The organism is Simonsiella muelleri ATCC 29453 (genome assembly GCF_002951835.1).
Taxonomy (GTDB): domain Bacteria; phylum Pseudomonadota; class Gammaproteobacteria; order Burkholderiales; family Neisseriaceae; genus Simonsiella; species Simonsiella muelleri.
Genome location: NZ_CP019448.1, coordinates 1,379,701 through 1,399,769 on the forward strand (window position 1 = coordinate 1,379,701; position 20,069 = coordinate 1,399,769).

The 20,069-nt window shown below is 41.2% G+C and carries 13 protein-coding genes, 1 tRNA gene and 1 pseudogene; 8 read left to right on the forward strand and 7 right to left on the reverse strand.

Annotated features, from left to right (window positions below):
• Nucleotides 1-66: 66 nt before the first annotated feature.
• The 5 genes and pseudogenes from lnt to pta all read left to right on the forward strand — a co-directional run.
• Nucleotides 67-1,596 (forward strand): annotated as a pseudogene (gene lnt / locus BWP33_RS06760) (apolipoprotein N-acyltransferase); the annotation flags it as partial.
• 631 nt (nt 1,597-2,227) lie between these two features.
• Nucleotides 2,228-3,907 (forward strand): AMP-binding protein, encoded by a 1,680-nt coding sequence (locus BWP33_RS06765; RefSeq protein WP_002642533.1) that lies wholly within the window; start codon nt 2,228-2,230, stop codon nt 3,905-3,907.
• A gap of 183 nt (nt 3,908-4,090) precedes the next feature.
• Nucleotides 4,091-4,960, forward strand: a complete 870-nt coding sequence (gene rpoH, locus BWP33_RS06770) for an RNA polymerase sigma factor RpoH (RefSeq protein WP_002642532.1) — start codon at nt 4,091-4,093, stop codon at nt 4,958-4,960.
• Nucleotides 4,961-5,186: 226 nt separating this feature from the next.
• Nucleotides 5,187-6,071: an acetyl-CoA carboxylase, carboxyltransferase subunit beta gene (gene accD, locus BWP33_RS06775; protein WP_002642531.1), complete on the forward strand. Its 885-nt coding sequence runs from the start codon at nt 5,187-5,189 to the stop codon at nt 6,069-6,071.
• A gap of 141 nt (nt 6,072-6,212) precedes the next feature.
• Nucleotides 6,213-7,691 carry a phosphate acetyltransferase gene (pta, locus tag BWP33_RS06780; RefSeq protein ID WP_002642530.1) on the forward strand — a complete coding sequence of 493 codons (1,479 nt, stop codon included), beginning with the start codon at nt 6,213-6,215 and terminating at the stop codon, nt 7,689-7,691.
• On the opposite strand, the gene BWP33_RS13160 is transcribed toward pta, so the two are convergent.
• Nucleotides 7,688-7,819, reverse strand: a complete 132-nt coding sequence (locus tag BWP33_RS13160) for a hypothetical protein (protein ID WP_280522803.1) — start codon at nt 7,817-7,819, stop codon at nt 7,688-7,690. The two genes, pta and BWP33_RS13160, sit on opposite strands and share 4 nt — an antisense overlap.
• Before the next feature lie 16 nt (nt 7,820-7,835).
• On the opposite strand from BWP33_RS13160, the gene BWP33_RS06785 reads away from it, so the two are divergent.
• Nucleotides 7,836-7,911 (forward strand) — tRNA-Thr (locus tag BWP33_RS06785).
• 202 nt (nt 7,912-8,113) lie between these two features.
• Here BWP33_RS06785 and BWP33_RS06790 read toward each other — a convergent pair.
• The gene (locus tag BWP33_RS06790; protein ID WP_002642529.1) at nt 8,114-9,760 is read right to left on the reverse strand and encodes a phosphoethanolamine transferase; all 1,647 of its coding nucleotides are present in this window, start codon (nt 9,758-9,760) and stop codon (nt 8,114-8,116) included.
• Between the two features lie 71 nt (nt 9,761-9,831).
• Nucleotides 9,832-10,320, reverse strand: coding sequence for a D-glycero-beta-D-manno-heptose 1-phosphate adenylyltransferase (gene rfaE2, locus BWP33_RS06795; RefSeq protein WP_002642528.1), 489 nt, complete (start codon nt 10,318-10,320; stop codon nt 9,832-9,834).
• A gap of 291 nt (nt 10,321-10,611) precedes the next feature.
• Here rfaE2 and ychF point away from each other — a divergent pair, with 291 nt between their 5' ends.
• On the forward strand, nt 10,612-11,703 hold the full coding sequence (ychF, locus tag BWP33_RS06800) for a redox-regulated ATPase YchF (protein ID WP_002642527.1): 1,092 nt from the start codon (nt 10,612-10,614) through the stop codon (nt 11,701-11,703).
• Between the two features lie 154 nt (nt 11,704-11,857).
• On the opposite strand, the gene trmA is transcribed toward ychF, so the two are convergent.
• The 4 genes from trmA to BWP33_RS06820 form a co-directional block, all read right to left on the reverse strand.
• Nucleotides 11,858-12,949, reverse strand: coding sequence for a tRNA (uridine(54)-C5)-methyltransferase TrmA (gene trmA / locus BWP33_RS06805; RefSeq protein ID WP_002642526.1), 1,092 nt, complete (start codon nt 12,947-12,949; stop codon nt 11,858-11,860).
• A 45-nt stretch (nt 12,950-12,994) separates the two neighbouring features.
• Entirely contained in the window at nt 12,995-15,262 is a 2,268-nt protein-coding gene (locus BWP33_RS06810) for a DNA internalization-related competence protein ComEC/Rec2 (RefSeq protein ID WP_002642525.1), read from the reverse strand.
• 24 nt (nt 15,263-15,286) lie between these two features.
• Nucleotides 15,287-17,035: a PqiB family protein gene (locus tag BWP33_RS06815; RefSeq protein WP_002642524.1), complete on the reverse strand. Its 1,749-nt coding sequence runs from the start codon at nt 17,033-17,035 to the stop codon at nt 15,287-15,289.
• A gap of 102 nt (nt 17,036-17,137) precedes the next feature.
• On the reverse strand, nt 17,138-18,430 hold the full coding sequence (locus BWP33_RS06820) for a paraquat-inducible protein A (RefSeq protein WP_224451206.1): 1,293 nt from the start codon (nt 18,428-18,430) through the stop codon (nt 17,138-17,140).
• Between the two features lie 496 nt (nt 18,431-18,926).
• On the opposite strand from BWP33_RS06820, the gene BWP33_RS06825 reads away from it, so the two are divergent.
• Complete coding sequence (locus tag BWP33_RS06825) at nt 18,927-20,063, forward strand: polysaccharide export protein (protein ID WP_002642522.1); 1,137 nt, start codon at nt 18,927-18,929, stop codon at nt 20,061-20,063.
• The last annotated feature ends 6 nt before the right edge of the window (nt 20,064-20,069 follow it).

Genomic DNA, 20,069 nt, shown 5'->3' on the forward strand with positions numbered 1-20,069 from the left:
ATTTTACGCAAGTTAATATTTGTCTGATTCGCTTGATTCAGGCAGCCTGAAAACACACACACAACTATGGCAATTCCCACACTTGAACATTTTCTACGCAAACCGTTTCGCTATTATTTGGTGCTGACTTCGTTGGCACTGGCGACACCTTACGCATTTGCACCTTATTATTATCATTTTCTGATGCCGTTTTTATTTGCAGGTTTGATTATTTTGACGGAATTGCGTCCTAATTCGCGGATTTCTACGGCATATTGGTTTGGTTTGGTGGCATACACGAGCCAATTTTGGTGGATTCACACCGCATTACATACTGTATCGGGTTTACCCAATATTTACGCGATTCCGCTTACTTTTTTGCTGCCTGCATTTTTGGCGTTGTTTCCAGCCATTGCGTTTTGGTTATACGAAAAGCATCATTTGCCACGTCCATTGGCATTGGGTGTGATGCTACCGTTGTTGTGGACGATTACTGAATTTGGACGCGAACGCGTTTTTACAGGTTTTGGCTGGGGGGCATTGGGTTACAGTCAAATTTCTGAATACAGTCCATTGGCGGCATTTGCGCCGATTGGTGGGATTCATTTGGTTACGCTGGCAACGGCTGCATTGAGTTGTTGGTTGGTGTTGGTGGTACGTAACCGTTTTTGGTGGCAACGCGTGATTTTCGTTTTGGCAATTGCTGGTTTGACGTATCAGGCACAAATTTTACGTACTATTTCATATACTTATCAGCAGCCTAAGGAAGTACGTGTGGCGTTGCTGCAAGGCAATATTCCACAACATTTGAAATTTGATGATGAGCAATTATTGCCCACTTATCGCCGATATTTTGATTTAGTCAGCAAAACCAAAGCGGAAATTGTCGTGCTGCCTGAAACCGCATTTCCACAATATTTACAACATATTGACAAAAAAATCATTGACCGATTTGCCGAAAAAGCCAAAGAAAATGGCAGTGCATTAGCGGTGGGCATTCCTGCGTTTACCGAAGACAACAAAGGACAATTGAATGCCATGATTAATTTGGCAAATTTCAATCCGATGCAGCCTGAAAAATTGCAAGTTTATGCCAAAAATCACTTGGTTCCGTTTGGTGAGTTCAAGCCCATTCCGCAATTAACTGAGCCGTTGTACAAACAAATGAATATGCCACTTTCGGATTTTAAACGCGGCGGCATTGGACAAGAACCTTTTGATATGGCAGGTGAAAAAGTTGCCATGAATATTTGTTATGAAGATGGTTTTGGTGATGAATTAATTGAATCTGCGAAAAAATCCACTTTGCTTGCCAATGCTAGCAATATGGCTTGGTACGGCAATTCCAATGCCATGTGGCAACAATTGCAACAATCGCAAACTCGCGCATTGGAAATGGGGCGTTATTTGATTCGCGCTCAAAATAATGGTGCAAGTGCCATTATTGCGCCAAATGGTAAAGTTGTGGAGTACACCAAACCCAATACTACGGCAATTTTGGAGGGTAAGGTACATGGTATGACTGGCGAAACGCCGTATATGCGTTTGGGGAGTTCGTGGTATTTATTTTACGCGATGCTGGCAGTGGCTGGTGTGTTGATGAGTTATCGTCCGCGTACCAAATTAACGCCTATTTTGCCAACTATTAATCCGAATAATCAATCAATTGATAAAAATACGTTTGGCAAAAGTAATAGGCAGCCTGAAAAAAATGCGCCAAAAAATGAATCGCCAATTGACCCATTAACTCAAGACAAAATAGCTACACATCAAAAATCCAAAGACGATAAAATTGAGCAACCAGTTGAAAAACCAATTGAAACCATACCAATACCTATGGCGCAGCCCGAAATGGTGCAACGTAAATCGGTTAATTCGTTTGTTGTTGACCCCGAAAAAGTGCAACAGGCACAGGCAAGTGCGGTCATGCCTGATAGCAATAAAATCATCTTTACTGCACCAGACACGCTAGATGCCAGCAAACAAATGTGGCGTCCAATTGCGCCACCACACAATGCCGAAGATGATATTGTCAGGCAATCCGAAAATAAGCGTCAAAATATCAAACCGAAGCGTAAGAAAAATAAAAAACGTAAATAAAATTTATTGACAATTTAATTGGGAGATAAATAATCATTTACTTATTTTTATAATAAATGTGTGTGATTCAAACAAAGGATTTAATAATAGTTTGTTATAATTCCCCATTTAAAATGCAATAATAAGAACCAGTCGGAGACCATTTATTATGGAAAAAATTTGGCTTAAAAGCTACCAAAATGGCGTAGCAGCTGAAATTGATACCACACGCTATTCATCAATTGTGGACATGATTAATCAAAGTGTTCAACAATATAGCCATCAAATTGCTTTTAGTAATACAGTTGCTCCTTTCTCCAATCACTTAACTTACCAAGAAGTTGGCAAACTATCAGACCAATTTGCATCATTTTTGCAAAACACACTTAAATTACCCAAAGGCGAGCGCGTTGCTATTATGATGCCGAATATTTTGCAATATCCGATTGCTACTTTTGGCATCCTCAAAGCAGGTTTGGTTGTTGTGAACACCAATCCTTTGTATACACCACGTGAATTAGAACACCAACTCAATGATAGTGGTGCCAGTACGATTGTTGTATTGGAAAATTTTGCGAACACATTGGAATTGGTTTTACCCAATTTGGAAAAGAAAAACGTCAATGTCGTTGTGGCAAGTATTGGTGATTTATTTGGTATGTTTTCAGGCAGCCTGATGAATTTTGTGGTGCGAAATGTTAAAAAAGCTGTCCCAAATTACCAAATTTCTCACGCTATTCGTTTCAAAGACGCATTAGCGCAAGGCGCAAAACAATCGTTGAGCCCCATTGCATTGCAGCAAGATGATTTGGCTTTTCTGCAATACACAGGCGGTACGACTGGTGTTGCCAAAGGTGCAATGCTCACTCATGGTAATATTTGCGCCAACGCCTTACAAGCTGGTGCATGGATAAGTAACCAATTGATTTTCGGAAAAGAAGTGGTTATCGCTGCGTTGCCTTTGTATCATATTTTTGCTTTAACTGTAAATTTGTTGTTGTTTTTCCATGCTGGTGGACACAGTATTCTCATTACCAATCCACGCGATTTAGATGGTTTTATTCAAGAAATGAAAAAATACCCCATTACTGTGTTTATTGGTTTGAATACGTTGTTCAATGGGTTATTAAACAAATCTGCATTCAAAGACATTGATTTTAGTACTTGGAAATTAACTTTGGGTGGCGGTACAGCCACACAAGAAGCCATCGCGCAAAAGTGGCAGCAAGTCACAGGTTTACCTATTGTTGAGGCCTATGGTTTGACTGAAGCAAGTCCTGGTGTTTGTGTTAATCCATTGAATATCAAAAAAAATATTGGTGGCGTTGGTTTGCCCTTGCCCAGCACGGAAGTACAGTTGCGTGATGGTAAAGGTGGATTGGTTGCCATTGGTGAAGTGGGTGAATTATGGATTCGTGGTCCGCAAGTGATGGCTGGCTACTGGAATCGTCCCGATGAAACCGCCAAAGTTATGGACGCAGAAGGCTGGCTGGAAACTGGCGATATTGCGAGTATGGACGAAAAAGGTTGGCTGAAAATTGTGGACAGAAAAAAAGATTTGATTATCGTGTCGGGTTTCAATGTTTATCCAAATGAAATTGAAGATGTGGTGGCACATCACCCTAAAGTTCAAGAGGTTGCGTGTGTTGGCATCAAAAGTGATAAAACAGGCGAAGCATTAAAATTATTTGTCGTCAAAAAAGATGCGTCTCTTACCAAAGAGGAACTGATTGAATATTGTCGTACCCAACTGACCGCTTACAAAGTACCGCGCGAAATTGAATTCCGAGACGAATTACCCAAATCGAATGTGGGCAAAATTTTGCGCCGCGAATTGCGTGAAAAATAATAATATCAATAAGTTGGACTGAAAATTATGTTTCAGGCAGTCTGCGAATAATTATTTCATATAAATCATATAATTAATATTATTCAAGTGGTTATGCACAAATTTACCGAATAGACAAGCTATTTCACAGTTAAAGTGCTAAAATGCAGCATGGTAAATATAACCACAAGAAGGGAATTTCACATGACAAACGCTTTTGCATTACCTATTCCGAGTGGACACGGTAGCTTGGAGCAGTATATTCATACCGTGAATGCCATTCCCATGTTGAGTTTGGAAGAAGAAACCAAACTGGCCGAACGGCAGTTGCGTGGCGATATTGAAGCCGCTAAACAATTGATTTTATCGCATTTGCGTGTGGTGGTTTCCATTGCGCGTGGCTACGATGGCTATGGTTTGAACCAAGCAGATTTGATTCAAGAGGGTAATATTGGCTTGATGAAGGCGGTTAAACGTTTTGAACCTGTGCATGGTGCGCGTTTATTTTCGTTTGCGGTGCATTGGATTAAAGCCGAAATTCACGAATTTATTTTGCGTAACTGGCGTTTGGTTCGCATCGCCACTACCAAACCACAACGTAAATTGTTCTTTAATTTGCGCAGTATGCGTAAAAGTCTGAACGCGCTTTCGCCTAAAGAAGCACAAGAAATCGCCGATGATTTGGGCGTGAAACTTACTGAAGTCATGGAAATGGAACAACGTATGACGGGCAATGATGTTGCTCTGCTTGCCGAAAGCGATGATGACAACGAGGACAGTTTCGCGCCAATTGATTGGTTGGCAGATAATGACAGTGAACCCAGCCAACAAATTGCCAAACAAGCTCACTACGCTTTACAAACCGAAGGCTTACAAAATGCGTTGGCGCAATTAGATGAGCGCAGTCGCCGTATTGTAGAAACACGTTGGTTGGCTGATGATGGCGGTTTGACTTTGCATGATTTGGCGGCAGAGTATGGCGTTTCCGCCGAGCGAATTCGCCAAATTGAAGCGAAAGCCATGCAAAAATTGCGCGGTTTTTTGGCAAGTGAAGCAGAAAATATGGCAGTGTAATTGTTTGATATGGTTAAATAAATAGTATATGAAAATGTGGAAAACGCTGTAACATTGCGTTTATTTCACTGTAAAATAAGGCTGCTTGAAAATGTATGAAATCGTTTTCAGGCAGCTTTTTCTTGTTATAATTCAGAAAATTTAATTTAGTGTGAAAATACTATTTCAGGCTGCCTGAAAAATCATACAAACCATATTTTGATAATTTCAATTTTAGGATAACTCTATGAGCTGGTTAGACAAAATTCTCCCACCCAAAATTAAACGTGAACCCAGTTCGCAATCTGCCGTACCTGAAGGTTTGTGGAGTAAATGCCCATCTTGTTGCGCAACTTTGTACACTACCGAATTAATCCAAAACGCCCACGTTTGTCCCAAATGTCAGCATCATAATGCCATCACAGCGCGTGAACGCTTGGATTTATTGCTTGACTCCAGCAATCGTGTGGAAATCGGCGAAAATATCAAACCCACTGATATTTTGAAATTTAAAGACAGCAAAAAATATCCCGACCGCTTGTCCGCTGCCCGCAAAACCACAGGCGAAGATGATGCAATTGTTGTGATGAAAGGTCAAATGAATGGGCTGCCTGTGGTGGTGGCTGCATTTGAATTTCGCTTCATCGGTGGCTCAATGGGTTCGGTGGTAGGCGAGCGTTTTGTGCAAGGCGTGCGCCGTGCTGTGGAAGACAATTGCGCGTTTATTTGCGTGGCGGCTTCGGGTGGTGCACGTATGCAAGAAGGATTGAACTCACTGATGCAAATGACAAAAACCAGCGCCGCTTTGCATTTACTCACGGAAAAAGGTTTGCCATTTATTTCGGTTTTAACTGACCCAACCATGGGCGGCGTGTCGGCGAGTTTTGCGTTTTTGGGCGACATTGTGGTGGCTGAACCTAACGCGTTGATTGGTTTTGCAGGTCCTCGCGTGATTGAGCAAACCGTTCGCGAAACGCTGCCTGAAGGTTTTCAACGCGCTGAATTTCTATTGGAAAAAGGTGCTATTGACCAAATCATTGACCGCCGCGAAATGAAACAGCGTTTGGTGGATTTAATTACCCTGTTGCGCCGTCAAGAACGGGTGTTGCCAGTTGTGGTAGAAGTCGCGTAATTTCTTTTATTTTCAGGCTGTCTATTTTTCAGGCAGCCTGAAAACTTTATTAAGCACGTAAACAGGCGTATCATTTGATGAGTTTGTCTGTACATTGGCAAACGAATTTATTTTATTGTTATTATTTGTAAGGTATTGATTATGGCTTATTTCTTGGTTTTACCTACTTGCGCTCATTCCAATGTAACCGTCGCTGCTAAAGCATTGGCATCTGCGTTACCAGACTCCATTGTTTTTAATCCAATGGCGGACAAAGACCGTGCCATTGATTTGATTTCAGTGGGTAAAAATGACGATTGGTTTGATTTGTTGATTGAAAAAGTGAATCAATTAGGCAAAAAAAATGTGGTTATTCAAGGCATTCAACCCGATGAAGAGAATTTGTTTTTGTCTGCATACAATGTTGAATTAGCCACTTCATTCAACGCGCAAATCGTGTTTGCGGTTGCCAATGAAACGGGTGCAGATAAACGTTTGGCGTTGGCAAAACAGTCATTTGCGGGGAAAACCGTGTATTTTGCTGGTGTGATGGGCAATGAAGCGGCTGCATTGGCAAATGATTTGCCAGCTTTGGGTACGGCTGATGATGTGAATACTGCGGCGATTGCTAAATTGGCAGATTTTGCGACTGACCGCGTGTCGCCTGCTCAATTTCGCGCCAAAATGATTGAAACCGCCCGAAATGCCAACAAACGCATTGTGTTGCCTGAAGGTTCTGAACCGCGCACGGTTCGCGCTGCGGTGATTTGCCATGAAAAACAAATTGCACGTTGTGTGTTGCTTGCGCCACGCGCTGAAGTGGAAGCAGTTGCCAAAGAATATCAATTGACGCTGCCTGAAAGTTTGGAAATCATTGACCCAGCCACTTTGGTGGAAAAATACGTTGCGCCAATGTGTGAATTGCGTAAATCCAAAGGCATGACTGCCGATGAAGCGCGTAAACAATTGCAAGATACTGTTGTGCTTGGCACCATGATGATGGCACAAAATGATGTAGATGGCTTGGTGTCAGGTGCAGTGCATACGACTGCCAATACGATTCGCCCAGCATTTCAATTAATTAAAACCGTACCCGATGCAAGCATTGTGTCCAGTATTTTCTTTATGTTGTTACCAGGACAAGTGGTGGTGTATGGTGATTGCGCGGTTAACCCGAATCCAACTGCCGAACAATTGGCAGAAATTGCCATTCAATCTGCCAATAGCGCAAAAGCGTTTGGCATTGAGCCGCGCGTGGCGATGATTTCGTATTCAACTATTGATTCAGGCAATGGTCCAGATGTGGATTTGGTGATTGAAGCGACTAAATTGGTTCGTGAAAAACGCCCAGATTTGCTGATTGATGGTCCATTGCAATACGATGCGGCGGTAACCGAAAGCGTTGCTAAATCCAAAGCACCGAATAGCCCAGTGGCAGGCAAAGCGACAGTGTTTGTGTTCCCGAGCTTGACGACTGGTAATTGCACTTACAAAGCCGTGCAACGCAATGCGAACGTATTGAGTATTGGCCCGATGTTGCAGGGTTTGCGTAAACCTGTGAATGATTTATCGCGTGGTGCGTTGATGGAAGACATTGTGTACACGATTGCTTTGACTGCCGTTCAAGCGACGCAAATTTAATTTTTCAGCAACATCACATGTACAAATATCATTAATTCAGGCAGCCTGAAAATTAAATTTACTTTGAAATGAAAATATTGTAAATTAATGTTGATTTTGTGCTTGTCAATTTGAGAGTGAGTTGGCATAATAGCGACTTGTTCAGCCGGTGTAGCTCAGTTGGTAGAGCACCTGACTTGTAATCAGGGGGTCGCGAGTTCGATTCCTGCCGCCGGCACCAAATTAAGAAAACAGCCTGAAAACGGCTGTTTTTTTGTATTTAATTAAATTGAGTAGTTTTTGGAGGCATCTAAAAAACGAATTTTAAATAAACAGTCTAAATTGCAAAATAGCCTGTTTTGGCTGGTATTTTTTTATTATACATGATGATGTAAATAAATGAAAATACAGCCAAAAGCTGATTTTTAGAAAAAATTCTCATCTCACTTTGATTTCATACAAGATGCCAAAATATCTAATTTCGCGTCATATTGTTTCACGGTATTTAATTGAATGTGTGCCATGCTCAATACCGTGTGAAATAAATTATCATGTGAATAAGGTTGATTGGCGACACGTTTCACACATGCCAAATCATACGGCTGTTGCTGCGCCCATGCTGACGAAAACCACATTATCATCGGAACAGACGTTTGCTCTTTGGGGGCAATCGCGTAAGGTGTACCGTGCAAATACACGCCATCTTCTCCCAAACTTTCGCCATGATCTGATACATAATATAACGCGCTTTGCCAATCTGAATGCGCCTCCAATTTGCCAATGACTTTGTCTAAAAATTGGTCTAAATAAACAATACTGTTGTCGTAGGTATTGGTTAATTGTTCGTTGCTGCAACGATTGATTTCTTCAGTGTCGCAAGTGGGTGTGAATAACCGTTCGGCTGGCGTGTAGCGTTCAAAATAAGTTGGTCCATGGCTGCCAATGGTGTGCAGTACCAAAACCAAATTTTGGCTATCTTGTTTCAATGCCTTATCCATTTCAGGCAGCATAATATTATCTAAGCATTCACCTTTGGTACAATATTGCGGTAAATTCAATTCAATAACATTGGTTGTGGGAATATTTTGACAAACACCTTTACAATCGCTGTTATTTTCCACCCATTGCACGGTTACGTCAGCTGCTTTGAGCGTATCTAACAGATTATCTTGACGTTTTGCGTAGGTTTCGTTGTAATTATCACGTGTGAAACTGGAAAACATACACGGTACAGAAAGTGCCGTTGCTGTGCCACAACTTTGTACTTTGGGGAAATTAATCAAATGGTTACCTTTTTGAATGCGTTCGGCTAATTTGGGTGTGGTTTGATGTGTGTAACCGTTCAATCCCCAGTTTTGGGCGCGAGTGGTTTCGCCCACCACGATAACGGTAACATGACGTTTGCCATCAGTCGGTGCGAGTTTCGCATCTTTGCCTAAAGCTTGATACGGTATATTAGCCATACGTAATCGTTTGATTTTACTGATTCCTGCATCAATAAAATTGCTGGGTAAAATGATGTGTTTGAAGTTATTGTGTTTGCGGAAAAAAGATGCGTAATCCTGATAAAATACCGCCGCCACTCCCACTACAACCAATAATGCCACTGCAATTCCAGTCAAGCGCTGTAAAATTTCACGCCACCAAATACGGTATTGCACACGCGTCAGGATGTACGCCAGTGCAGGCAATACGCCCAACATCAGCAGCCACGTAATATAGGATACACTCATCATTCGTGCCGTTTCGGGGAGTGTGGTTTGTAGCACGTTGTCCAGCATATCACGATTAAAATACACGTTAAAAAATAAGGTATTATAACTAATCGCTGCACTGATGACGATGATAAGCGGCATGATGATTTTGTGTACCACAGGTAACAATAGCAGCGAAAAAATCACATAACACGCCGCCATCAAAACGAAAGGAACGGTATAAATAAAATAATCGTGAAATGTACCAATTGTTTGATAACTTTGAAAAACTTTCTTGATAAATGGGTAGTTCAAGATTAGCGTGAAATAAATTACCAAACTCAAAATCAGTTTGCTAGAGGATAAGCGCCAGTTTTGCCAAAATGTGAATTTCATCAAATGAATCTCGCGAAATGAAAAAATAGTAAAAATGAAGCGTAAAAAATTTTAGGCTGCCTGAAAAAGTTTTAACCCAATTGACGAATTTTGGTTAATGTTTTCGTAGTAGATGTTTGATGTAAAAAGGGAATACTGTGAACTTGTCCACCACGCGCCAGTGTTTCTTTTGCACCGACAATGTTTTCAGGCTGCCAGTCACCGCCTTTAGCCAAAATATCAGGTTGAATGAATTCAATTAAATTAAATGGCGTGTCTTCATCAAACCATGTAACCAAATCAATACTTTGCAACGCTGCGCACACTGCTGCCCGATTTTCCAATGAATTGATGGGACGGTCATTCCCCTTGCCTTGGCGTTTCACAGAAGCATCTGTATTTAAAGCTAAAATAAGACTCGCACCCAAAGCGCGCGCTTGCGCTAAATAGCTGACGTGTCCGCGATGAATGATGTCAAAGCAGCCATTGGTAAACACCAAAGGTCGTGGTAATTGCTGAATAAAGTCAGTTAATTGATTTGGGGAAATAATTTTGCGTTCAAAGTCGGGTTGGGGGTACATGATGATTATCCTATGATGAAAACAGCGAATGGGATTCTAGCATTTTCAGGCTATCTTTTGCTGAATAATCATCATTTGGGTTGATGAAAAAATATAGTTATTTAAATTCAAATTAATACGGTTTGGCTAATGCCCTGATGTACCACGTGTACAAGTTGGATATTATGGACCTATCCTGTTGAATTTAAAAAAACATAACTTTGTGAATTTTATTCGCTGGACGTTCAGTCCTTTCAGGCTGCCTTTGTGTTAAAATCGCGCCTTTGAATTTTTGTAAATGAAAGCAAAATTATGAGTTTAAAATGTGGCATTGTGGGTTTACCTAATGTGGGAAAATCTACACTTTTCAATGCTTTAACTAAATCAGGTATTGAAGCGGCAAATTATCCGTTTTGCACGATTGAGCCGAATGTCGGTATCGTGGAAGTACCCGATCCGCGCATGGACGAATTGGCGAAAATCGTCAATCCGCAAAAAATGCAGCCTGCAATTGTGGAGTTTGTGGATATTGCTGGTCTGGTGGCGGGCGCGAGCAAGGGCGAAGGTTTGGGCAATCAATTTTTGGCGAATATCCGTGAAACCGATGCCATTGTGAATGTAGTACGTTGTTTTGATGATGATAATATTATTCACGTAGCAGGGCGCGTGGATCCGATTGCTGATATTGAAACGATTGGCACAGAATTGGCGTTGGCGGATTTGGCGAGCGTGGAAAAAGCCATTTTGCGTGAGAGTAAACGTGCCAAAGCAGGTGATAAAGATGCGCAAAAATTGGTCGTGATTTTGGAAAAACTGTTGCCACATTTGAATGAAGGTAAACCTGTTCGTGCTTTTGGTTTGGATTCAGACGATTTGGCGTTGCTTAAGCCATTGTTTTTATTGACGGCGAAACCTGCTATGTATGTGGCGAATGTGGCAGAAGATGGTTTTGAAAACAATCCACATTATGACCGTTTGAAAGAATTGGCGGCACGCGAAAATGCGCCTGTGGTGGCGGTGTGTGCTGCAATGGAAAGTGAAATCGCCGAATTGGACGATGACGAAAAAGCAGAATTTTTAGCAGAAATGGGTTTACAAGAACTTGGGTTGAATCGTTTAATTCGTGCTGGCTATGATTTGTTGGGGCTGCAAACGTATTTTACGGCTGGTGTAAAGGAAGTTCGCGCGTGGACAATTCACAAAGGCGATACCGCACCGCAAGCGGCTGGCGTGATTCACACCGATTTTGAACGTGGCTTTATCCGTGCGCAAGTGATTGCTTATAATGATTTTATTGCGTTAGGTGGCGAAAGCAAAGCCAAAGAAGCAGGCAAAATGCGTGCCGAAGGCAAAGAATACGTTGTACAAGATGGGGACGTGATTCATTTCTTATTTAACGTATAAAATCATAGCAATCAAGGCTGCCTGAAGCCTTTGTAAAACTTTCAAAACTAAGAAATTTAAAATTTTATCTGTTTGATATATTTAAATTTTAATTTCTAGTTTTATTGAAAATAGGGGTTTTACAAGCGTTTCAGGCTGCCTTGATTTGTTTTTATTATTTCTTAATTAACAAAACACCTGTTTCAATGTGGTGCGTAAATGGAAATTGGTCAAATAATGCAACTTCTTGAATTTTATGCATTTGTGTTAAGTACTGCAAATTTTCACACAATGTTTCGGGATTACATGACACATAAATAATGTGTTCAAATTTTGCCACCAGTTTCAGCGTTTCATCGTCCACGCCAGCGCGGGGTGGATCAATAAAAATAGTTGAAAAATCATAATGTTGTAAATCTATGCCCTGTGTAGTCAAACGCTGAAAAGCACGGCTACCTGAAAAGGCTTCGGTCAATTCTTCGGCGGATAATCGGGCGATTTGAATATTATTGATTTGATTGGCAGAAATATTCCATTGCGCGGCGGCTACTGATGTTTTGGAGATTTCGGTCGCCAATACGCGGCGAAAATGTTGCGACAGTGGCAACGTGAAATTGCCATTTCCACAATAAAGTTCTAATAAATCAAACTGTTTTGAATTTCCAGCTGCATTACACGCCCACGCTAACATTTTTTCACAAATTTGTGCGTTTGGTTGCGTAAAACCGCCTTCCAATTGGCGATATTGGAATTCGCGTCCATGAACTGTTAATTTTTCGGTTACAAAATCTTGTGTTAAAACAATCTTTTGCCCACGACTTCGCCCAATTATCCAAATATTTAAATCATTTTGTAATTGTCGGGCGGCGGCTTCCCAAGCATCGTCCAAACGTTTATGGTAAATCAGCGTAACCAGTATTTTGCTGTCTACGCTTAAAGTCGCTAAAAATTCAACCTGATACCACCGCTCACGCAATACAGGGCAGTCTGAAATGGCGTGCATCAATTTAGGCATTAAATCATTGATGCTGTGGGCGGCAGTCGGAAAATTGTCTAATTTAATTAATGATGCGCTGCTGGCTTTTTGTCCTGCCTGAAACATCGCGTAGCTCATGGCATCGCCTTCGTGCCAGATACGAAATTCGGCGCGTTGGCGGTAATGTTGTTCGGCAGATGGAAAAACTTGGAGTTTAGGCGCGTGAAATGGGCGCAATTTTTCGGTTAAGTAGTTGGTTTTTTGTTGCAATTGTTCGTTATAAGTGGTCATTTTAAGTTTTTAAATGTGAATTTTTGGAGCGTGGATTTTAGCAGATTAAAACGGTTTACGTTGCCACCAATATTTATTTTGGGCGAGTAGTTTGTATGTAATTCCTTGTTTAGTAAAATAAAACTCTATTCCACCTTGTAAATCGGTACGTAATAATTGAATGTTTAAGGCCGCCAATAATTTTTGTACATCGGCACTTGGGTGGCGGTATGAATTGGCAAAACCACTGCTGGCAACTGCCGTTTGTGGTGCAACGGTGCGTAAAAATGGGCTACTATTGCTGGATTTACTGCCATGGTGTGCCAAAATCAGAATGTTGCTGTTTAGTTTTTCTCCATATTCTTCAATTAGTTGTGCTTCGATTGTTTTGCTGATGTCGCCTGTGAGCAGTAGGGCTTGATTTTGGGTGGATACGCGCAGTACACAACTTAAGTCATTGTCTTTTATATTGGTTTGTAAATTTTCAGGCAGCCTGAAAAATTCAAATTGCACGTTGTCTATTGTCCAGTGTGTGTCAGCGTGGCAGGGTAGGGCGTTGGGATAAAATTCGGGTTGACCTGCATATAATTTTTTGATTTTAATTGATTTTTTTAATTCTTCAAAACCGCCATCGTGGTCGTTGTCGTGATGCGACAAAATCACTGTATCCAATTGGCGCACGTTGGTAGCGCGTAGGTTTGGGAGTAGGGCAAGGTCGGCAGCTGGTGTGCCTGTATCGTACAAAATATTTTGTGTAGGCGTTTGAATAAGAATAGATAATCCTTGACCAACGTCCCAAACAGTGGCTTTCAGGCTGCCTGAAAACGGCGGTGGTTGGTACAACGCAAATGCTCCCAGTAATACCCAAGCAAGCGGTTTCAGGCGCAAACCATTCGGTAATAAAATAATGAGAGCCGCCACAATTGCCAATCCAAATAATGTCGCTGGCGTGTGAGTAAATGCGGTTTCAGGCAGACTATTTCCCAAATTAATCAAAATATTAATCGTGTGTTCACCTAGCCATGCCGCTATAATTTTTGGGAAATCAAATGGTAAAAACGATGCTAATAATGCCAATGGCGTCAGTATCCATGAAAAAAATGGAATGGCCAGTGCATTCACCAATGGGCTGAACACAGGCAACAAACCAAATAAAAAAATGGTCGCCACCCCACCGATTAAAGTTGCTGCCCATTGCCCAGTAATTGCCTGTTTTAAAACAAGGTACCGATGCAACCAAAAACCGCGTTTGCCCAATTTAGGCAGCCTGAAACTTAATGCCCACAACAACGCCGCCACCAAACCAAATGACAACCAAAATCCCACCGCCAATACCGCCATCGGCTGATACAGTAATACCACCGCTAATGCTGCCCACCAAATTTGCCAACTGGATTGTTGTGTTCGCCGAATCCAACTCCACACAAAAACGCTTAACATCAACAAGCTACGCAGCGCAGGAATCTCAAATCCCGCCAAACCCGTGTAAATGACAGCCGCCAACCACCCCACCAGCAACATGACCACACGCGGACGACGTGGTGTATATAACCACATGATTTTTTTACTTAACCATGCTGCTAGCAGTGCAATTAACGTGATGTGTAAACCCGAAATGCTAATCAAGTGATTCAGACCCAGTGGACGAAATGCCGCCCACGCTTCATGCGACAAACCGCTATCATCACCCACCGATAGGGCTTTCATTAATGCTGAACCTTGTGGGTAAATATTTGATGTAATTTGCCAATTTTTGACAATTTTAGCGCGAATACCGTTGAATCCAGCGAATGAATTTTCAGGCAGCCTGAAACGTGTTTTGCCAACTGAAGCCAAACCGTCCACACCATTTGCCAATGCCCACGCTTCGCGGTCAAACCCAACTATGTTGCGCGTGCCAATTGGCGCACGCACACGTGCTTTGATGCGCCAATGTTCGCCTACTTGCCAATCACGTGGCACATAGTCATTAAATAGTAAGCGAAATTTTTTTCCATTAGCGGTTTGTGCTTGCGCAATAAAACGAGTTTGTTGGTCGTTGATGCGTTCGGGTAATCCTGTGATGATGATGTCAAGTGATTGAGATTGCGCAGGAAATGTCCACTGTTGTGCCAAAGCGTGTTGCGTCCGTACATAGGCATAACTCATGCCCGTTCCTGTCGCCGCCAATGCACACAGCAATATCGCCGTTTTTTGCCCACGCCAAACTCCATACGTCGCACCACTTAACAGCAGCACAACCGCAGTTATTGTCCATGCAGAGACAAATGCTGGCACAAAAAACATCGCCACCACACCCACACAAAATGCAGGGATTCCCACCGTTTTCCACATAAAAAAGTCTTTCAGGCTGCCTGATTATTGCCCTTTGGGATTAGGGTCTTGAATATTATGATTAAAAATTAATGAATTGGGTTTTTCTTTCAAGGTTTTAATGACGGGCTTCACGTCTTTCAAAGTACGGTCAATACTTTGCAATGTGGTTTGCACTTCTTGATACACAGGTGATTGTGGCGACACCCCTTTGAGTGTTTCACGCAAATCACGCAAAGTCTGATTCAATTCTGTAGGCATTTGTTGAATGCTTGGGTTGTTGATTAATTTATTGACTGAATTCATGGCATTATTGGCGGATTTTAGGGTTTTGTCGCCTGTTATGACGGCTTGATTAACGTTTTGCATGGTTTGCTGGGTGCTGGCGAGCATGGTTTGGGCGGATTTGAGCGTGTTTTTTAATTCGGCTAAATCGGCATTTAGGCTGCCTATGGTTTTTTCCAGTGGTAACGCATTGAATTTTTCCAATAATTTGCCAACTTGTGCTTGTAAATCTTCCAAGCTGCTGCCACTGCGTGAAGCGATGACGGTGTGTCCGTGGTATTCATTCACAGGTTTCAGGATAGGTAAGTCGGATTTTTCATCTGATAATTCAATCATTTTACTGCCTAAAATCATGTTGTTGCTAACAATTGATGCGGTCAGTCCACGATTTAAGGCAGCCTGAATTTCATTTTCCCAATATTCTTTGGATTGGTGCAATTCACGGCGATTATTGGTTTCCAGTAAATATGGTTCTAAGCGCAAGCGAACAGGAATTTTTCCATTTTTCAATAGGTTAAATCCATCTGAACCATCAAAATAGGGGACATCAGCGACTGTGCCTATTTTGATGCCTTTGTATTCAATTGGTGCACCAATTTCCAAACCGCGCACCGATTGATTGAAAAATGCCACATAATACAACGTTCGTGGACTGGGCTGGCTTTCTAATTCGCGGCGGTCGTTGTAGATTTTGAACTGGTCGCCATTGGTAACAGGTGTTTGATTATCAATGAATTTGGGTGTGAAAAATGAAATTGCACCCGACAACAACGCTGGTAAAGGCGGCGCATTGACGCTGATGCCTGAGCCATCAGTACGAATACTCACGCCACTATCCAGCCAAAATAAACTGGCTGATGTAATCAGACTTTCATTAGGACTTTGAATGAAAATGGAATAATTAACCATTTGGGTTTTGGGGTCAAATTTCGCGCTTTCTACTGTGCCAACTGTATGATTTTCAAATAAAACAGGGCTACCAACACTCAGCATTTTGGTGTTTTTGCCCGACAAATACACGCGAATCCCATTTTGTCCAATCGCGGTAACAGGAGGTAAATCCGACACTTCAAACGTGGATTTTTCCACTTCGCTTTTACCAGGGGAAAACGCGATGTACGAACCCGATACCAAAGTGTTCAAACCAGTGATGCCGTTTTGGTCAATGCGTGGTTTGACAATCCAAAATTGTGTGTCTTCGCGCATCAAATCTTCGACGTCTTTGTTGAGTCGGGCAGTCAGTGCCACGCCTTTTTGGTCTTGGCGCAGACGAACTTTGGTAATGCGTCCCACATCCACGCTTAATATGCGCACGGCTGTGGTATTGACTTCAATGCCTTCGGCGTTGTCCAACAGCAGGGTGATTTCAGGACCTTTTTCGCGATAGTTCTGTATTAACAACCATATACCAATAATGGCAGCCAGCACGGGAATAATCCAAACGGTGGAAATCAATGCATTGGTTTGGCGTACTTTGGCGAGATGATGGGGTTCTTCGGGTTTATTCATAAGAAAATAAAATAAAAGTAATGTAAATGATATGTGAGCGTTTTTCAGGCTGCCTGAAAATAAATGATTAATAATTGGTTTAATTATTTTATTAATATGATTTTATGATTGAGATGATTTGGTTTTCCAATCCCAAATTAAACGCATATCAAAAAAATATGCCGACAACATGGTTAAAATGACCACCATACAAAAATAAAATGCAGCAGGACCAGGCGTTACTCGCGCAATATGTGTATGAAACGCCGTCATCAAAATGATAATCACAAAAATATCAACCATTGACCACCGCCCAACGGCTTCTGTTAAGCGATATTGTACCGATAATTTTTCCACCGACATTAAGGGATAAATTGTTGCGCTAAATAATAAAATCAGCATAGACACAATTTTCAAACTCGGTACCAGTACACTTGCGCTGAAAATAATCGCCGCAATCATGTAATCACCGTCTTGCCACATATAAATGATTCCGTTCATGATGGTATTAACCATTTTTCTAGTGGGGTCGGCGGAAATCATAATAGGCAAGGTGTTGGCTGGAATGTACAGCAACATCGCCGCCAACAAAAAACAAAATGAAATCCATAAACTACGCGGTCTTCTATCAAATAATTGTGAGCCGCAAATATGGCAATTGCGTTCTGTATTGGGGCGAAAATACAGGCAGCGTGTGCAACAAATATGTTGTTTATCAGCAGATTGAAATAATTCTCGGTTTTCGTTACGATGAATTTGGTGGTACACCCAATGAATGGGTACGGCAGTTGTTGTCCGTAACAGCAATAACGCCAATACTGGCATTAACCAAAATGCTTCTCCCCATTTTACTTGTGCCACTGAACTCATTTTGATGTCCGCCACCAAAGCCGATACAAAAAACACGTCGACCATTATCCATTGATTCAAACGGGCCAGCAGGCGGGTGGCGTATAATTGGTAAGGAAATGGTTTGTCTGTAATCAAAGATGCGTACACGTAAATTGTCAATAATAAAAACAATACAGGCGTGCCAAATGTAAGCAAAAACAATATGCTACTCAAAAAATTAAAATCACGCAATAACAGTGAATTCACCATTTCAGGCAGCGTGAGTCGCGTGTAAATGCCACCGATGGTTATTTCTGCAAACGTTTGGCTATACACCAAACTAACCAGTATCAATGCTGCCAATGCACATGCCAGTGGTAGTTGAAACGCCAAATTTTCAATTCGCACTAAAGTGTGTCCGCAGCGAGGGCATTGTGCTTGTTGTCCTTGTCGCAGCTTAGGCAGATGGACGCGCAAACCGCATTCGGGGCAATCCACCGAATGTGCAGGCAACGTGGCAGATGGTAAATACCAACGTAACCATCGTTGCTGGGCGTAATCGTTCATAATTTGACGAAAAGACATAATATTATTATCTATAAAATTAAATAAGCGAATCATTATAACGCAGGTTATTGTCAAATTTTGTGAATTTTGGTTTGGAGAATAATTGAGATTGTATATTTTGAGTTTATTTTAGCAGTTAAAGGTTCATTGATTATTTTGTATTAATAAAAATATTAGATATTAATATAAAAATTTATAATTTCATTTATAAACAATATGATATAAGTTATCTAAAGCTTTTTTAAAGCTCTATCTTGGATGGATTTCTTTTTGAATTGCGCTTCAATTTAGGACTTGGCAACGATTTGTTACTCATGCGAATTAAACAAATTTGTTGGTAAGTTGTTAATAATAAAAATAATTGTTTTAGTATTTAATTATATGATTTAAAATAGAAATTGAATTCAAATTTCAAGAAATATTTTTTCAGGCAGCCTGATAAAGAGAAAATAATCCCGAATAATTGAATTAAATGGTAAAATTGCCACACATCATAAATTATTCTATTGACATTATGAACCTGAAATTTACTTTATTATTAAGCAGTTTGCTGCTGTCTGCGTGTGCGAATAATGGGAATATTTCGTTTGTGCCAGGCAGTAGTTTGGACATGAAAAACAAACAGGTAGTGTATGCCGACAACAGTACCCCCGAGATGTCTCAAGCTGAATTAAATCAACGTGCTGTGATTTACCCAATTAATTTATCGTTGGTGCAACAAATGCGCGAACCCGAAAGTTATGCACGCAGTAATCCTGCATTGGAAGCTCAAAAGCGTAATTATCGCTACCGTTTGGGTGTTGGTGATGTGTTGTCTATTAAAATTTTTAATCAGCCAGATTTTAATTCATATCAACAAGTTGGACAAAATAATGGGCAAGGAACAGTGGTTGATGAATCGGGTAATATTTATTATCCACTAGCAGGCAAAGTGCAGGCACGAGGCAAAAGTTTGGCGGAAATTCAACAAATAATTACGCAACGTTTGGCGCGTTATTATAAAAATCCACAATTAGATGTCAGTATTTTGCAATATCGAGCCCAAAGTATTTCGGTTAATGGTGCAGTGAAACAAAGTGGCAAGTTCCCATTGAATGATGTGCCTTTGACTTTATTAGATGCCATCAGTTTGGCTGGTGGTTTGACCGAAGCTGCCGACACCAATAACATCAAATGGACGCGTAATGGTCGCGACATCACGATTTCACTACAAGATTTGTTGCAACGCGGTGATGCAGCGCAAAATCAATTGTTGGGTAATGGTGATGCGATTTATGTGCCGTCTCGCGCTGATGTGCAGGTTTACGTGATGGGTGAAGTGGGTAAGCAAAATGTGATTACCATTGACAATAATGGTTTGAATTTGACAGAAGCTTTGGCAAAATCTGAAGGCATTAGTCAAAGTTTTAGTAATGCAACTGGCGTGTTTGTGATTCGCAACACACCACGTGATGTGAATGGTAAAGATATTTATGTTTATCAATTAAATTTAAAAGATGCAACGGCTTATGCTTTGGGTACGCAGTTTAAATTGAAACCAAATGATGTGGTTTATGTTACCGCAGCACCTGTAACACGTTGGAATCGCGTTTTGTCGCAAATTATGCCTAGTGTCAGCAGTATTTCTACTGTGAAAAATGCGTTTTTCTAATTGAAT

What these genes read in the sequence shown, in the direction of transcription:
- BWP33_RS13160 (WP_280522803.1), bottom strand. Translation starts at nt 7,819, where the DNA reads ATGCCAACTCACTCTCAAATTGACAAGCACAAAATCAACATTAATTTA.
- pta (WP_002642530.1), top strand. Translation starts at nt 6,213, where the DNA reads ATGGCTTATTTCTTGGTTTTACCTACTTGCGCTCATTCCAATGTAACC.
- BWP33_RS06820 (WP_224451206.1), bottom strand. Translation starts at nt 18,430, where the DNA reads ATGTCTTTTCGTCAAATTATGAACGATTACGCCCAGCAACGATGGTTA.
- rfaE2 (WP_002642528.1), bottom strand. Translation starts at nt 10,320, where the DNA reads ATGTACCCCCAACCCGACTTTGAACGCAAAATTATTTCCCCAAATCAA.
- trmA (WP_002642526.1), bottom strand. Translation starts at nt 12,949, where the DNA reads ATGACCACTTATAACGAACAATTGCAACAAAAAACCAACTACTTAACC.
- BWP33_RS06790 (WP_002642529.1), bottom strand. Translation starts at nt 9,760, where the DNA reads ATGAAATTCACATTTTGGCAAAACTGGCGCTTATCCTCTAGCAAACTG.
- accD (WP_002642531.1), top strand. Translation starts at nt 5,187, where the DNA reads ATGAGCTGGTTAGACAAAATTCTCCCACCCAAAATTAAACGTGAACCC.
- BWP33_RS06825 (WP_002642522.1), top strand. Translation starts at nt 18,927, where the DNA reads ATGAACCTGAAATTTACTTTATTATTAAGCAGTTTGCTGCTGTCTGCG.
- BWP33_RS06765 (WP_002642533.1), top strand. Translation starts at nt 2,228, where the DNA reads ATGGAAAAAATTTGGCTTAAAAGCTACCAAAATGGCGTAGCAGCTGAA.
- BWP33_RS06815 (WP_002642524.1), bottom strand. Translation starts at nt 17,035, where the DNA reads ATGAATAAACCCGAAGAACCCCATCATCTCGCCAAAGTACGCCAAACC.
- rpoH (WP_002642532.1), top strand. Translation starts at nt 4,091, where the DNA reads ATGACAAACGCTTTTGCATTACCTATTCCGAGTGGACACGGTAGCTTG.
- BWP33_RS06810 (WP_002642525.1), bottom strand. Translation starts at nt 15,262, where the DNA reads ATGTGGAAAACGGTGGGAATCCCTGCATTTTGTGTGGGTGTGGTGGCG.
- ychF (WP_002642527.1), top strand. Translation starts at nt 10,612, where the DNA reads ATGAGTTTAAAATGTGGCATTGTGGGTTTACCTAATGTGGGAAAATCT.